A 15,817-nucleotide genomic window follows, 5' to 3' on the forward strand; every position below is an offset into this window, starting at 1 on the left:
ACAGAGTATAGACGAAGTATGCTTTAAACAGAGCATTGTACAAAAGGATAGAATAAAGTCCGGGGCAGCTTAAATGGTACAAGTCCCCAGACAGAATATAGCTGGTAAGTGAAAGGAGATAATTATGTTAGGCAGTGACATTGGAATTGATTTAGGAACAGCAAGTGTTTTGGTTTATATAAAAGGTAAAGGTGTAGTGTTAAAGGAGCCGTCAGTAGTTGCCTTTGACAGGGATACCAATAAAATAAAAGCAATTGGGGAAGAAGCCAGATTAATGCTTGGTAGAACTCCAGGTAATATTGTAGCAGTCCGTCCATTGAGACAGGGTGTTATTTCTGATTATACCGTAACAGAGAAGATGCTTAAATACTTTATTCAAAAAGCAGTCGGTAAACAACGTTTTCGTAAACCAAGAATCAGCGTATGTGTGCCCAGCGGCGTAACAGAAGTTGAGAAAAAGGCTGTTGAAGATGCAACTTACCAGGCAGGTGCCAGAGAGGTAGCAATCATTGAAGAACCAATTGCAGCGGCTATCGGTGCAGGTATCGATATCTCCAGACCTTGCGGTAACATGATTGTAGATATCGGCGGAGGTACATCAGATATCGCAGTAATCTCTTTAGGCGGTACAGTAGTAAGTACATCTATTAAAATTGCCGGAGATGATTTTGATGAAGCAATTGTAAGATATATGCGTAAGAAACATAATCTTTTAATCGGTGAAAGAACCGCGGAAGACATAAAAATTAAAATTGGATCTGCTTACAAAAGACCGGAAGTAGTGACTATGGATGTAAGAGGACGTAATCTAGTTACCGGACTTCCTAAAACCATAACCGTAACTTCTGATGAAACGGAAGAAGCTTTAAAAGAAACAACTTCCCAAATTGTAGAAGCCGTACACAGTGTTCTGGAAAAGACCCCTCCGGAATTAGCAGCAGATATTGCAGACCGTGGTATCGTTTTAACCGGTGGTGGCTGCTTATTATATGGTTTGGAAGAATTAATCGAATCCAAAACTGGTATCAATACCATGACTGCCGAAGATCCTATGACAGCAGTAGCAATTGGTACAGGAAAATTCGTAGAGTTCTTAAGTGGAAAGAGAGATTAGCCGATATATAGATAGTGACTTGAAATTTGAACAACCTTTTTATACCCTGGCAACGGGAAGGATAGGAGTAAAATATGGTAAGAGGTCTATATACAGCTTGGACAGGAATGGCAAATGAGCAAAAGAGATTAGATATCATCTCTAATAATCTGGCCAATGCGGCGACAGTAGGATATAAAAAAGACAGTGTTACCAACCAATCATTTAATGATTTTCTCACTTTAAAGATCAAGGACTCTTCGGAAGGCTACAATGACAGACCCATAGGCACAATGAACCTGGGGGTAAAATTGGGTGAAACCTATACGGATTATAAACAGGGATCTTTAAGAGAAACCGGTAATACATTTGACCTTGCAATTGAAGGCAAAGGTTTTTTTAAGATCGCTACGAAAGATGAGAATGGTAATGAGGTTACGAAATACACCAGAGATGGTTCCTTTACAAGAAATCAGGACGGTAAAATAGTGGATGTCAATGGGAACTCTCTAATGGGTGAAAGCGGAGAAATCACAATCCCTGTGGATGCCGGTAATATTGCCATAGATACAGATGGTTCCATTTATGCCGATGGAGTTTATGTAGATAAGATTACAACAACGGACTTTGAGGATTATAATTACCTCAAAAAACAGGGTGACAGTATGTATGTGCCTGTTGAAGGTGCTACCACAGTGAATGGAACGGCAGCCATTAGACAGGGTTATACAGAACAATCCAATGTTAATGTTATTTCAGAGATGATTGATATGATAGCTGTTAGCAGAGCATATGAGGCAAATCAGAAGGTAATCCAGACAGTAGACGGTACTTTAGACCTTGCGGCTAATTCAGTCGGCAAGATTTGATAATAAAGCAATAACAAAAGAAAGGATGTAAGCCTATGATGCGTTCATTGTGGACAGCTGCTACTGGTATGATATCACAGCAAACCAATGTTGATACCATTTCCAATAACTTAGCTAATATTAATACCACCGGATACAAAAAAGAAAGTGTCCAATTCAAATCGTTGTTATATCAGACATTGCAGGAGAAATCCACCAATGCCGACGGAACTGAAAAGCCGGTTGGAATACAGACCGGACTCGGTGTAAGAAATTCTGCTATTGTATCTCAATTTACTCAGGGAACTACCCAGCAAACCGGTAATGACTATGATTTCGCTATTCAGGGCAATGGTTTTTTCCGTGTTCAGACTGCTGATGGTAGTATAGGATATACAAGAAATGGTTCTTTTGGTTTATCTATGGGAACCAATGGTCTTATGTTAGCTACTTCCGAAGGATATCCGGTGTTGGATACGACGGGTGCACCGATTATCTTTGATCCTGATATCGATGCCCAATCAATAAAAATTGATGAGAGTGGCAATATTGAATATCCCGATGAGAATGGGAATACAAAGAGTGTCCAGATAAGTCTTGTCCAGTTTAATAATCCTGCCGGACTTGAAAAAACTGCTGACAGTATCTTAAAGGATACACCTGCCTCCGGGACTCCAAGACTTGAGTCCGAAGATGCTAATCTTAAGAAAAGTGTTATTAAAAAAGGATATCTGGAAGGCTCCAATGTACAGGCTGTGAATGAGATGGTGGATTTAATTGTTGCTCAAAGAGCTTACGAGATGAATTCAAAGACAATAACAGCAGCAGATGAAATGCTGCAGCAGGCTAATAATTTACGCAGATAATGAGGAGGTAAGAAGTTTATGAGCATAGCAATCGGTAATGATCCTTTATTTGGCATGGACAAAACCACACTGAATACCTCAGCTAAGACAAATAAACTGGAAGATAAATTAAAGGATAATTTTGATAATTCTTCTGACAAAGAGTTGATGGATGTCTGCAAAAGTTTTGAGTCCTATTTCATTGAGCAGATGTTTAAAGAGATGAAAAAAACAGTACCTGATAATGGGGAAAAAAATGAATATCTGAATTATTTTGGAGACATGCTTACGGAACAATATGCTGACGATGCGACGGAAACCGGAAGTTTAGGCATAGCTCAAATGCTCTATGAATCCATGAAGAGAAATAAATAAAGATACATAACACGTCCCAGATTAGAGATTTAATTACGCCTAGAGAATTTGACTGACCCGAATCTATAAGATTACTTGTAATATAGATGCCTTATGAAAAGGTACTGTGTTACGCTAGATTAGGGTTTTAGCACTCCTTCTAGGCGTTATTATTACTGTTTGGGGCGATGTTTTATTTAAAAGGTATTTCTCAGCACGCAAGTTTGCTGTGGCTGCTTAAAGGCCTGACAAGGAGGTGGTAAATAAATTGTCTGAGATATTAGAAGGGTATGTAGATAAAATAGTGTTCCGTAATGCTGAGAACGGATATACGGTATTAACTTTGGTCAATGATGAAGTGGAAATGACCTGTGTAGGCACATTTACTTTTATCGGAGAAGGGGAATTTATCAAAGCCACCGGCAGTTATACGGCACATCAGCTATATGGAGAGCAATTTCAGGTTCAGAGTTATGAATTTATGGAACCGGAAGATTTAGAGTCCATAGAACGGTATTTAGGTTCCGGAGCCATCAAAGGGATAGGAAATGCACTGGCTGCCCGAATTGTAAGAAGGTTTAAAAAAGATACGTTCCGTATTATCGAAGAAGAACCGGAACGGCTTTCGGAAGTAAAAGGAATCAGTGAACATATGGCAAGAGAGATTGCCAAACAGTTTGATGATAAAAAGGATATGCGGGGAGCCATGCTGTTTCTTCAGCAATATGGCATCACCACTGCTCTGGCGGTTAAGATTTATAAAGAATACGGCGCAAAGATGTATCAAATTGTGAAGGAAAACCCGTATAAACTGGCAGAAGATATAAGCGGTATCGGTTTTAAATTGGCAGATGAAATTGCAGCAAAAGTCGGTATCGGTACTGACTCGGATTACCGGATTAAGGCTGGTATTTTGTATGTTCTTTTACAGGCAAGTTCGGGGGGACATGTATTTCTGCCTGAGGATGTACTAAAGGCTAGAACAGCCGAAATGCTGGGTATAGATATAAGCGGTATGGAACACCATATCATCGATTTAGCCATGAATAAGAAAATCATGATCAGAGAAAGCGAAGGAATGAAGCAGATTTACGGTGCCAGTTTATTTTATCTGGAATTAAACTCTGCAAAGATGCTCTGTGATCTGAATATAAAATATGATTTGTCTCTAACGGAAATTAACCATCGATTATCAGCTGTTGAAAAGCAATTTCAAATCGAGCTGGATGACCTCCAGCGGACAGCAGTGGTTGAAGCAGCTAGAAATGGACTGGTTGTTGTTACCGGTGGTCCGGGAACCGGTAAAACTACTACGATTAATGCAATTATCCGCTTTTTTGAAGCGGAGGGTATGGATTTATTATTAGCCGCTCCTACCGGCAGGGCTGCCAAGCGAATGACGGAGACCACAGGATATGAAGCCAGGACGATTCACCGTTTGTTAGAAATCTCTAAAATGTCCGGTGATATTGAAAATAAATTAATATTTGAGAGGAACGAAGGAAATCCTCTAGAGACAGATGTGATTATTATCGATGAGATGTCTATGGTGGATATCAGCCTGATGCATGCTTTGCTTAGGGCGGTAACCGTGGGTACAAGACTGATTTTAGTAGGTGATATCAATCAGCTTCCGTCCGTCGGTCCTGGCAATGTATTAAAAGATATCATTAATTCCCATCATTTTAATGTAGTTAAGCTGACTAAGATATTCCGCCAGGCTACGGAAAGTGATATTATTGTCAATGCACATAAAATCAATGCCGGTGAACAGATCAATCTGGATAACAAAAGTAAGGACTTTTTCCTCTTAAAGCGATCGGAGGTTACCGCTATTATTCAGGTCATCGTCGCTCTGGTACGTGATAAAATGCCAAAGTATGTTAATGCAACTACATTCGATATTCAGGTTCTGACGCCTATGCGAAAAGGAGAATTAGGTGTAGAGCGATTAAACCAGGTATTACAGCAGTATTTAAATCCTTCCTCTCCGGATAAAAAAGAAAAGGAATATCATAATTATATATTCAGAGAAGGCGATAAGGTCATGCAGATAAAGAATAACTATCAGCTAACCTGGGAAATAAAAAGCCGGTATGACATAACAACAGAGAATGGAACCGGTATTTTTAACGGTGATACCGGAATTATTAAGGAAATCAATCTATTTGCAGAACAGGTAACGGTTGAATTCGATGAAGGCAGAATGGTGGAATATACCTTTAATCAATTGGAGGAACTGGAGCTGGCTTACGCAATTACCATCCACAAATCTCAGGGAAGTGAGTATCCTGCGGTAGTAATGCCATTATTAACTGGACCTAAGATGTTAATGAACCGGAATCTTTTATATACAGCCGTGACCAGAGCTAAAAACTGTGTAACAATAGTAGGGAGCCAGAATATGGTCCAGCTGATGATTGATAATGAGAGTGAACAAAGAAGATATTCAGGATTATCAGAAAGAATTAAAGAACTATACCAATAATTGGTACGAAATATTTTCGTGCAAATTATGGAAAATTGAGTTATAATTAATATATAATATGATAAAATGACATAATAAACATAGGAAATACCTGATTATAGGAAATTTAAGTACAATGACTTATTTCAATCCTACAAAAGATAGATTATAATAAGAAAATTAAGAGTGCGGAAAGTCAGGAAATGAAAGGGGATCTTTATGAGAAAAACAACACTTGTAATAATGGCTGCAGGACTAGGAAGCAGATATGGAGGAATCAAACAATTGGAGCCGGTTGGACCAAGCGGTGAGATTATAATGGATTATTCCATATATGATGCGATAAAAGCAGGTTTTAATAAAGTAGTTTTTATTATAAGAAAAGACCTTGAGGAGGACTTTAAAGAAATCATCGGTAACCGGATTTCAAAAATAATAGAGGTGGATTATGTTTTTCAAGAGCTTACTAATCTGCCGTCAGGGTTTGACATACCATCTGAAAGAACAAAACCCTGGGGAACCGGACAAGCGGTTTTATGCTGCATGGGTGTGGTAAAGGAACCATTTGCGGTTATTAATGCAGATGATTATTATGGTAAGGAAGCTTTTGTAAAAGTCCATGATTATCTGGCAGGACTTGAATCAGAGGATAAGAGCGACTATTGTATGGCCGGATTTATATTGGGAAATACCTTAAGTGATAATGGTACGGTCACCCGAGGCGTATGTAAAGTGAATGAAGCGGGATTACTGGTTGATATTGTGGAAACCAGAGAAATAGAGCAAAAAGGTGATATTGCAGTAGCTTCTGACGGTAAGGGCGGAGAGCTTAAGATTGATTTAAACTGTTCCGTTTCTATGAATATGTGGGGGTTCACCACAGGTCTCTTAAAGGAACTGAAATCAGGTTTTGTAACCTTTTTAGAGGAACACGGCAAAGAATTAAAATCCGAGTATTTACTTCCTGAGGAAGTAGGCAGGCTTGTCAAGGAAGGCAATGCCGTGGTTCATGTGCTAACCTCCAACGATAAGTGGTTTGGGGTAACCTATAAAGAAGATAAACAGCTGGTAGTGGAATCCTTCCGCAAATTAATTGATCAGGGAGTATATCCAGAGAAACTATTCTAATACGGACTGGGGAGAGAGATAATGGCAGGGGGAAGTTTTGATAAAAGCAATTTATGATGTATTGTATCCAAGAAGATGTCCAATTTGTGGGGAAATAGTCAGCCCCAGGGGGGAATTGGTATGTCCGCCTTGTAAACTAAAATTAAATCCAGTGGAAGAACCTCGATGTAAAAAGTGCAGTAAACCTATCATTTCAGAAGAAAAGGAATATTGCCATGATTGTGAGACAAAAAACCATCATTATGTCAAAGGGTATGCTTTATGGGTATACGATGCTTCCATGAAGAAATCCATATCAGATTTTAAATATCATGGAAGAAGAGAATATAGTGATTTTTATATTGATGAGATAATAAAACGGTATGGTAAGGAGATAGAAAGTATTGCTCCGGATGTATTAATACCTATTCCAGTTCATAAAAGCAAGCAGATAATGCGGGGCTATAATCAAGCGGATATCCTTGCCAGGGGTATTGGAAGTAAGTTAAATATAACAGTATTATCTCATCTTTTGCAAAGAGATAAAAAGACATTGCCTCAGAAATTGTTAAATGATAAAGAAAGATTAAAAAATTTGGAAAAAGCATTTACGTATTCAGAGAAGGAAGGCGATTTATTTGCAGTCCCAATACATAAGGTAATGCTGATCGATGATATTTATACCACAGGAAGCACCATTGAAGCCTGTACAAATATATTAACGAAAAACGGTATTGACGAAGTTTACTTTCTAAGTGTATGTATTGGTAAAGGATTCTAAGGAGGATGAAGATATGGATGTACGAAATTGTAAAAATTGCGGCAAGTTATATAATTATATCAGCGGAATGCCCCCATTATGCAATGCCTGTCTAAAAGCACTGGACGAAAAATTTGCGGTAGTAAAGGAATATATTTATAATCACCCCGGAGCAGGAATGCAGGAGGTAGCAGAAGAAAACGAGGTTTCCACCATGCAGATCCAAAAGTGGATCAGGGAAGAGAGACTGGCATTTTCAGAGGATTCCGTAGTGGGAATAGAATGTGAAAATTGCGGAACCATGATTAGGACCGGTAGGTTTTGCAAGGCTTGCAAGGATAAATTGGTTAATAATTTAGGCAGTCTGTACAAAGATGAGGAATCTCAGGTTCAAAAACCGTTTTTTAAGGATAATCAGAATCCTAAGATGAGATTTTTGGACAATAAATAGAATTAGTTATTTAAAATAATTTTAAATTTATAAAAACTTTGCAGTTTTGTTTGTATTGGGTACTTGATAAAATCAGCTTCGGAATATATGAAGGATATCATAATCATAGGTTCCAGTTAGGCTTTGGAGCTGATTTTATCAAGTTTTTTATTTTACAGAAAAGCTCTCTGAACTATCCTGTAAAATAAAGACACGACCGACAGGATGCCCAGGACCCTTAATAGGAAAGTATTACTGATGTGACAGCGCGTCAAAGCTAGAGTCTGGCGAGCCAGACTCTTTATTCTTTTATAGACAGTTATTATCCTGCTTTATATTATTCCTTCACTTGAGTAATGCCTGTATCCGATATGGTGATGCGACCTTCTTTCATAAGTCTTCCGATGGCACGCTTGAAAGCATTTTTACTTAAGTTGAAGTGGGCTTTGATTGCTTCGGCATCAGATTTATCGTGGTAGGGAAGGAAGCCGCCGGCATTCTGTAATTTTTCAAATATCATTTCTCCATCGGAATCCAGCTGTACATAGGATTTTTCGCGGAGACTTAAATCCAGTTTACCATCTTCTTTTACCTGGGTAACTCTGGCTTCTACGCTGTCGCCTACTTTTAAGGGGCGGTGTAGTTCTTTTGTGGGGATTAAGGCGCAGTATCGGTTGTCTACTGCCACGAAGGCTCCAAAGTTTTCAAGAATCTCATAAACAGAGCCGATTACACGGTCATCCTTTTTATATGGGGAATTACAGTCCAGGTAATTGTATACTTTCATCGTTGCGCATAGCCGTTCGCTTTTGTCAATATAAAGAGAAACGACCACATCTTCTCCGGTGTGGACTCTTGCAGTCTGTTCTTTAAAGGGCAGCAATAAATCCTTAGCCAGTCCCCATTCTAAGAAGGCTCCGATGGTTGTAACTTCCTTCACACGTAAAAGAGCAGTTTTTCCTAAGGTTAAAGCAGGGATAGAAGTGGTGGCTATAGGACGGTCCTCCGAATCCTTATATATAAATACCTCTAGTGGATCTCCTATCTTAACACCTGCCGGAACCTGATTTTTTGGCAGCAGGACTTTGCTGGTATCGATTTTTTGCCGGGCGGTCTTGTCAGAACGCCCATGGTTGGTCCCGTAGGGATTTTTCCATGAAACAGCCGGTTTATTCACTGCTGTAAATTCCGGTGTATTGCCGTCACTTCCTTCTTCGGCAAGATAAATTCCGAAATCTGTGGTTTTTATCACTTCCAGAGTTTGTACTTCACCTAATTTTATCATAAAACCTCCTGTTGTTTAAATTCAATAATCGTAAAGGGCTTTCCTTCTGTGTTGGCCAGCACCACGGTATAGGTAGTATCTTCTTTACAGACCATAGGCACAATGACATCCCCTAAAACAGCTGACATCCTGTATTCTGCCCTCATCTGTCCGATTGCAAAACCTGCCGGTAAAAACTCCTCTGCCATTTTAATATATTGCCCATTGTTGACATGGTCATTGGTGTCAATATTAGATCGGGTAACCAAAAAACCTGTTAAGGGTTCCAAGGTTTTAGGCAGAGTGATCTTGCGGGGAGCATAATCCATATCAAATTTCGGTTCAGGATGATAGTCTCTGACATCTGCTTCCGTAACTTTGACAGGACGTAAGCTTTCCGTATCCATATACACCCAGATGGAATTAGCGGCGGCTGTTACTAGTCCCTTGGAATCTTCAATAAGAAAATTCCTGTAGCCGTACATATTATTAAAATCATAAGCCCAGGTAGATACAGTGATCTCTTCACCAAGGGCAGGGAAACGGTTTACGATAATCTGCCATGCATTCATTAACCAGACACGTTTATTTTTCTCCAAATATGTCAGTCCCATACCAATATCTTCAGATTGAAATGTACTGCAATCCTGAAAATAATTAATTATGGAATACATATCCATTTTTTTGTCCCTGTCAATTTCACTGTAACGGACACGGCTTTTAAAACTGTACATAGTATTGCTCCTTATGTTCGATAACTAAATATGAAAATTTTATTTTCTTTCTTTACCATTTATTATACCATTGTTTTATTTATTATGATACAACTATTATTTTCAGGGTTAAAGTTTCTTCATAAAAATAGTGAAATCCTTGTACAATTGGTATATAATTGTTAAATGATAGGAAAAATAACCTTACGGAGGTAAATAAGTATGAAAAAAGTAATCAGCACAACCAAAGCACCTGCGGCAATCGGTCCTTACTCCCAAGCGATAGAGATAAACAATATGATTTATACATCCGGTGTTATACCCATTAATCCGGAAGACGGAATCTTGGTAGAAGGTGATATAAAGGTACAGGCGGAACGTGTTTTGCTAAGTTTGTCTGAGCTGTTAAAAGCCAGCGGCACCAGTCTGGATAATGTAGTAAAAACAACGGTATTTATTAAGAATATGGAAGATTTCGCAGCAATGAATGAAGTTTACGCCAGGTTCTTTACCAATAACTGTCCTGCCAGATCCTGTGTGGAAGTGGCAAGGCTTCCTAAGGATGTATTAATTGAAATTGAAGCAATTGCAGCATTATAATACGTTTAGTATTTAGCGGAAAGTAAGGGAAACCGGCTCTGCCGGTTTCTTAAATATTGGCAGTTATATTTTTGACGTAATTAACTGGATATTTCACAGATTGTCTGTTATAATAATACTATTGCAGATTAACAAATAAATTTTAATGTAATAATAAATAATACCGGTTTGTTATATAAACGTATTGAATTGAAAGGATGGGTTTTGTTGGACTCGATAGACTATTATAGTAAGTACGCGAATTTATACTTTGAAAGTACAGTAGAATTAGATATGGGAGATATTCTGGATAAGTTTATTGGTTATTTACCAGAGGGCGGAGAAATTATGGATTTAGGCTGCGGTTCTGGGAGAGACAGCTTATACCTGATTGAAAGAGGCTTTGGGGTAACTGCGGTTGATGGGTCGAAAGAACTGTGTGAACTGGCTTCTATACATATCGGACAGGATGTTCTACAGATGCAATTCTCTGAACTGGATTTTGATGAAGTATTCGACGGGATTTGGGCATGTGCATCTTTATTACATACAACACCGGATGAATTTGAAGATATTTTCGTCAAGGTAATCAAATGCTTAAAACCGGGCGGTGTATTATATATGTCCTTTAAACATGGAGAATTCTCAGGATTTCGTAACGGACGGTATTTCAACGATTTTAAAACAAAAGAAATGAAAGATATAATTAATAGATTTTCCGAACTTGGGTTAATTGATATCTGGAAAACCCCCGATGTCAGAAATGAACGGGGAGAAGAAGTTTGGTTAAATGTATTGGTTAAGAAAATAGATGACAAAGAGCAGGAGTAAAGCTTAATGAATAGAGTAAAATCAGTGAACCGGGTATTTTTGGCCACGGTTCTGTTATCCATAGCGGGTTCTTTTATTAATACATGGATTATGGGCTATACAGATAATTATTTTATTGTGCTATTGATATCCCAGCTGATACTGATTATTCCCTCAGCAGTTTATCTTATGTCCCAGCAGGTTGATGTTGCCCATGCTATCAGGTTCCGTAAGATTAGAGTTTCTAATATTATACTGATAATTATATTTGCATATCTGATTTCGCCACTGATGAATCTGATTAATGCAATATCCATGCTTTATGTGCAGAATGATACAACGGATTTTATGAATAATATCGTATCCAGGAATGGATTTTTCCTAAGCCTTATTATGATTGCTTTTATACCCTGTATTCTGGAAGAATCCGTTTACCGTGGAATATTTTACAATGAATACAGCAAAATAAGCCCACTAAAAGGAATATTCCTTAGCGGATTTTTATTTGGAATCATCCATGGCAATCTGAATCAGTTTTCCTATGCGTTTGCTATGGGAGTTGTTTTTGCCCTTTTGATAGAAGCAACGAATTCCATTCTTGCCACCATGATTGTACACTTTGTAATAAACGGGACCTCAGTGGTGGTAATGGCAGTATATCCTATTCTGTTCAAAGTATTAGAAGCCTTTTACGGTTCGGATCAGTATAATGCGGATGAACTGATTAAATCAATGAATTCAGGTCTTCTTGATAATATGAACCTAGGTACTATTATCCGGGCTTATGGTTTAACAGCTCTGATTACAACGGCATTAGCGTTTGTGGTATTCCGGACCATAGCTAAAAATTCCGGAAGATGGGATTATATAAAAGGCATATTCAGCAAAAATGGTGTAAGGAATACCCAGCCTGAGATGGAATATTATACCGAAGAAGGGGACTTAGGTCTGCAAACCACACATTATGAGGAACCGGTCAAAAAGAGACGGCTGATTACAATCAGCTTAATTATAGGTATTGTCATATGCGTAACTCTTATGATTGTGAATGAAATGTATGTACCAGAGGTACAGGAACAAAGCGGCGAGAAATTTTATGCAATTGTTCGTATCTTTTCCTTCCTGAAGTTTAAAGGGTAGGGATAGGAAAAAAGAATTAGCACCTGTATTAAATATTATGCTATAAATATTTGCTAACATAGACAAAACACAGCCCTGCCTAATCTTTAGGCAGGGCTGTGTTTTGTCTATTGCTGGCAGCTCATATGTAATAACCAGAAGCTGTCCGTTAGTACGAGGTTTCAGATTAAAACAACCGCATTTATAACTTGATATCTATGTTCTGCCCTATATTTGGATTGACAGACTGCTCCATCATTTTTATCAGGTTATCTGCTGATTGTTCCACCGTATCCAGATTCATTCCAAGCACAGCAGTACTTACATTGGTTGTAAGTTGGGATTGACTTTGTAAAATTGATAACATTGCAATATCCATATGTACTCCCCCTAATTAAATCATTCCATTCAGGTAATAACGAAACCAAACCATTCTAATGGCATACCAGGCAATTAATATAGTTTCTAAGCCAAATCTACCCGGAAGGCAGCAAAAGCATTGAAATACACATTAATGGAATATCCAACCCAAAGCTGCATAGTTTCCTACTTATAGCTGATTCCCAGTATGAAGTAGTTATTACAAATGAATAGGAATTTTAATATGCAATATAATGTGTTATAATATAATATCCAGATAGTTAAACAAATTCCTTATAACAGTGATTCCTGATTTTATTATAACATAGGATTGGTTTAAAGGATATACATGAAAGCAAAAATGTATGTAAAGAATGGAGGATATGGATTATGGATAAGATTTATGATGTAATAATAATAGGTTCCGGTCCGGCAGGACTTGCAGCTGCACTGTATGCCGGAAGAGCGGAATTAGATACTATAATAATTGAAAAAGCACCCATGAGCGGCGGTCAGATCATTAATACTTATGAGGTAGATAACTATCCGGGGATACCTGGCATAAGCGGATTTGAGCTTGGTACTAAATTTAGGGAGCATTGCGACCGTATGGACATGAAGTTCATCACCGGTGAGGTTATTAATTTCCGTGTTGAAGACGGTCTTAAGATCATAACTCTGGATAATGACACCGTATATAAAAGTAAAACAGCTATTATTGCAACTGGTGCCAATCCCCGTAAGTTAGGCGTTAAAGGTGAGGAAAGACTGGCCGGCATGGGAGTCTCCTATTGTGCAACCTGTGACGGAGCATTCTTTCGAAATAAAGTAACTGCTGTAATCGGCGGCGGGGATGTCGCTGTGGAGGATGCCATTTTCCTGGCAAGATTATGCAAAAAAGTATATGTAATTCACCGCAGGGACGAATTCAGGGCTGCCAGAAGCTATATCAATAAATTAGTATCCATGGAAAATGTGGAGATTATATGGGACAGCGTGGTAGATGAAATAGCAGGGAAGGAACAGGTAGAGAACATAACGGTTAAGAATCTTAAAACGGCAAATTCAACAGAACTGCCGGTGGACGGGGTCTTTATTGCCGTAGGCAACATACCAAACTCTTCGGTATATAAAACTGCTATTGAGGCTGATCCAAGTGGTTATTTAATAGCGGGTGAAAGTTGTGAGACCAATATTCCCGGCGTATTTGCAGCTGGAGATGTCCGTACAAAAGAGTTAAGGCAGATAATTACAGCAGCTTCCGATGGAGCAAATTCCATTACAGGCGTAGAAAAGTACTTAAATACATTATAATTAAGTAAATTGCATGAAAACTTAGAAAATAAGCGTAACTTTTAGTGAATATGGATAAAAAAATGACATAGATTTGCCATATTTCGGTTGACAGGAGTAGAATGATTTGATATAATGACCTCAGTGTATTTAATAGAATTGTAACATTTAATAGAGAAATGAAACATATGATGGCTTATTATGAATGTTTTATTACATTCGTATGAATTACAAGGAGGTCACTTATCAAATGATGAAGGGAATGGCTGTCAAAGCATCCTTATGTGCCACAGCAATATTGCTTTCCTTAAGTTTTAGTGTTACAGCGAAAGCGGCAACGAGTACATCGGATAAAGGAATTGCAGGAATAACTCCTGTTTTGGATAATTATTATACGGCTACGGCAGATAAAAAGACCGGAAGTGCAGAAAAACTAATGGAAACACTTTCTAATGAGAGCAAGAAAGCGGTTAAATTAAGTGCTACAGATATTACAAAAGTAGAATCGCCCTATGCTAACCTGGGAATCTCAATTGCGAGTGAGAGTAGTTATGTTAATATAAGAAGCAAGCCAGACCAGGAAAGTGAAGTCGTAGGTAAGTTATATCCGGGCTGTGCAGCAGACATCCTTGAAACCCAAGGAGATTGGGTCAAAATTAAATCCGGTAAGGTGGACGGATATATTAAATCAGAATTTTTAGCCATTGGTGAAGAGGCAGAAAAACTGATTGACAAAGTAGCAAGCAAATATGTCATAGTCGATACGGAAACTCTTCGTGTGAGAGAAGGTCAGGGAACCGATACCGATATTGTTGCATTAATACCTCAGGGTGAAAAATATTACATAGTTAATGAATATAATGAATGGGTAGAAATCTTAATAGATGAAGACGATTCCGACGGAAGCGGAGCCAAAGATCAGATAACCGGATTTGTATCCAAGGATTTAGTTAAGATAGAAGTGGAATTTAAATATGCTATTTCCATTGAAGAAGAAAAAGCGAAATTAGAAGCAGAAGAAAAAGCGAAGAAAGCCGAAGCGGATCGTTTGGAACAACTTGCGAAAGAACAGGAAGCCCAAAGGCAAAAGGAAGCTCAGGATAAAGCAGAAGCTGAGAATAAGGCAGAAAATAATGAGCAGACCAGAAATGATTCTTCCAATAATAGCAGTACCGATAACAGCAGTTCCAATAATAATACAGACAGCAATAGCGGTAGTTCTTCCTCAGGAAGTGAAGTTGCCAATTATGCACTTAATTTTGTAGGTAATCCATATGTGTATGGTGGGACAAGCTTGACAGGCGGAACCGATTGCTCCGGATTTGTACAGTCAATCTATTCGCATTTTGGTTATAGTATTTCAAGAACCTCCAGCAGCCAGTCACAATCTGCTGGCAAGGAAGTAAGTTTAAGCAATCTTCAGGCAGGCGATTTGATTTTCTATCGTAACAGCGGCGGAAGTGTCAGTCACGTTGCAATGTATATCGGCGGCGGCAAGGTTGTTCATGCAAGTAATCCAAGAGACGGTATTAAGGTATCCAATTACAATTACCGTACTCCATATAAAGCAAGAAGAGTTATGCACTAAATGAATAGACAAGATTATGCTGATTATGTAAATTACATAGTCAGCATTTTTTAATTTATAGAAAGTTCTCCGAATTTTAATGGTACCAAGGAGCGCAACCTATACTCCCTGAGAGCGAATAGTGTAACGTTATGTTGGAAAATGTTATTGAATTTATCAGTTAATATTAGACATAATAATAAAAGTA

Annotated in this window: 16 protein-coding genes; 13 read left to right on the forward strand and 3 right to left on the reverse strand. The window is 38.3% G+C overall.

Annotation, left to right across the window (positions count from 1 at the left end):
- Window positions 1-124: 124 nt before the first annotated feature.
- The 8 genes from QA584_RS01670 (at window position 125) to QA584_RS01705 (ending at window position 7,925) form a co-directional block, all read left to right on the forward strand.
- Window positions 125-1,114: a rod shape-determining protein gene (locus QA584_RS01670; RefSeq protein ID WP_161836858.1), complete on the forward strand. Its 990-nt coding sequence runs from the start codon at window positions 125-127 to the stop codon at window positions 1,112-1,114.
- A gap of 74 nt (window positions 1,115-1,188) precedes the next feature.
- The gene (flgF, locus tag QA584_RS01675; protein ID WP_278272786.1) at window positions 1,189-1,962 is read left to right on the forward strand and encodes a flagellar basal-body rod protein FlgF; all 774 of its coding nucleotides are present in this window, start codon (window positions 1,189-1,191) and stop codon (window positions 1,960-1,962) included.
- A 35-nt stretch (window positions 1,963-1,997) separates the two neighbouring features.
- Window positions 1,998-2,807 (forward strand): flagellar basal-body rod protein FlgG, encoded by an 810-nt coding sequence (flgG, locus tag QA584_RS01680; protein ID WP_278272787.1) that lies wholly within the window; start codon window positions 1,998-2,000, stop codon window positions 2,805-2,807.
- Between the two features lie 18 nt (window positions 2,808-2,825).
- Window positions 2,826-3,161, forward strand: a complete 336-nt coding sequence (locus tag QA584_RS01685) for a rod-binding protein (RefSeq protein ID WP_278272788.1) — start codon at window positions 2,826-2,828, stop codon at window positions 3,159-3,161.
- Between the two features lie 247 nt (window positions 3,162-3,408).
- On the forward strand, window positions 3,409-5,628 hold the full coding sequence (recD2, locus tag QA584_RS01690; RefSeq protein ID WP_278272789.1) for an SF1B family DNA helicase RecD2: 2,220 nt from the start codon (window positions 3,409-3,411) through the stop codon (window positions 5,626-5,628).
- 198 nt (window positions 5,629-5,826) lie between these two features.
- On the forward strand, window positions 5,827-6,735 hold the full coding sequence (locus QA584_RS01695) for a nucleotidyltransferase family protein (RefSeq protein ID WP_278272790.1): 909 nt from the start codon (window positions 5,827-5,829) through the stop codon (window positions 6,733-6,735).
- A 37-nt stretch (window positions 6,736-6,772) separates the two neighbouring features.
- Window positions 6,773-7,495, forward strand: a complete 723-nt coding sequence (locus tag QA584_RS01700; RefSeq protein ID WP_278272791.1) for a ComF family protein — start codon at window positions 6,773-6,775, stop codon at window positions 7,493-7,495.
- 13 nt (window positions 7,496-7,508) lie between these two features.
- A complete protein-coding gene (locus QA584_RS01705) occupies window positions 7,509-7,925 on the forward strand; it encodes a flagellar protein (RefSeq protein WP_278272792.1) in 417 nt (138 codons plus the stop codon).
- A 316-nt stretch (window positions 7,926-8,241) separates the two neighbouring features.
- Here QA584_RS01705 and QA584_RS01710 read toward each other — a convergent pair whose 3' ends face one another.
- Window positions 8,242-9,189, reverse strand: coding sequence for a CvfB family protein (locus tag QA584_RS01710; protein WP_278272793.1), 948 nt, complete (start codon window positions 9,187-9,189; stop codon window positions 8,242-8,244).
- Entirely contained in the window at window positions 9,186-9,902 is a 717-nt protein-coding gene (locus tag QA584_RS01715) for an acyl-[acyl-carrier-protein] thioesterase (protein WP_278272794.1), read from the reverse strand. The genes QA584_RS01710 and QA584_RS01715 overlap by 4 nt, the downstream gene beginning before the upstream one ends.
- 201 nt (window positions 9,903-10,103) lie before the next feature.
- Between QA584_RS01715 and QA584_RS01720 the strand changes: the two genes are divergently transcribed.
- The 3 genes from QA584_RS01720 to QA584_RS01730 all read left to right on the forward strand — a co-directional run bounded on the left by QA584_RS01720 (window position 10,104) and on the right by QA584_RS01730 (window position 12,410).
- Window positions 10,104-10,481, forward strand: coding sequence for a RidA family protein (locus tag QA584_RS01720; RefSeq protein ID WP_278272795.1), 378 nt, complete (start codon window positions 10,104-10,106; stop codon window positions 10,479-10,481).
- Between the two features lie 204 nt (window positions 10,482-10,685).
- Window positions 10,686-11,291 (forward strand): class I SAM-dependent methyltransferase, encoded by a 606-nt coding sequence (locus QA584_RS01725; protein WP_278272796.1) that lies wholly within the window; start codon window positions 10,686-10,688, stop codon window positions 11,289-11,291.
- A 6-nt stretch (window positions 11,292-11,297) separates the two neighbouring features.
- On the forward strand, window positions 11,298-12,410 hold the full coding sequence (locus QA584_RS01730) for a CPBP family intramembrane glutamic endopeptidase (protein WP_278272797.1): 1,113 nt from the start codon (window positions 11,298-11,300) through the stop codon (window positions 12,408-12,410).
- A gap of 181 nt (window positions 12,411-12,591) precedes the next feature.
- Here the strand turns inward: QA584_RS01730 and QA584_RS01735 are convergent, their stop codons facing one another.
- Window positions 12,592-12,768 carry a YjfB family protein gene (locus tag QA584_RS01735; protein ID WP_278272798.1) on the reverse strand — a complete coding sequence of 59 codons (177 nt, stop codon included), beginning with the start codon at window positions 12,766-12,768 and terminating at the stop codon, window positions 12,592-12,594.
- A gap of 371 nt (window positions 12,769-13,139) precedes the next feature.
- Here QA584_RS01735 and trxB point away from each other — a divergent pair, with 371 nt between their 5' ends.
- Both trxB and QA584_RS01745 read left to right on the forward strand, forming a co-directional pair.
- Entirely contained in the window at window positions 13,140-14,063 is a 924-nt protein-coding gene (gene trxB / locus QA584_RS01740; protein ID WP_278272799.1) for a thioredoxin-disulfide reductase, read from the forward strand.
- Window positions 14,064-14,292: 229 nt separating this feature from the next.
- A complete protein-coding gene (locus QA584_RS01745; RefSeq protein WP_278272800.1) occupies window positions 14,293-15,630 on the forward strand; it encodes a C40 family peptidase in 1,338 nt (445 codons plus the stop codon).
- The last annotated feature ends 187 nt before the right edge of the window (window positions 15,631-15,817 follow it).

The organism is Anaerocolumna sp. AGMB13025 (genome assembly GCF_029689925.1).
Lineage (GTDB): Bacteria > Bacillota > Clostridia > Lachnospirales > Lachnospiraceae > Anaerocolumna.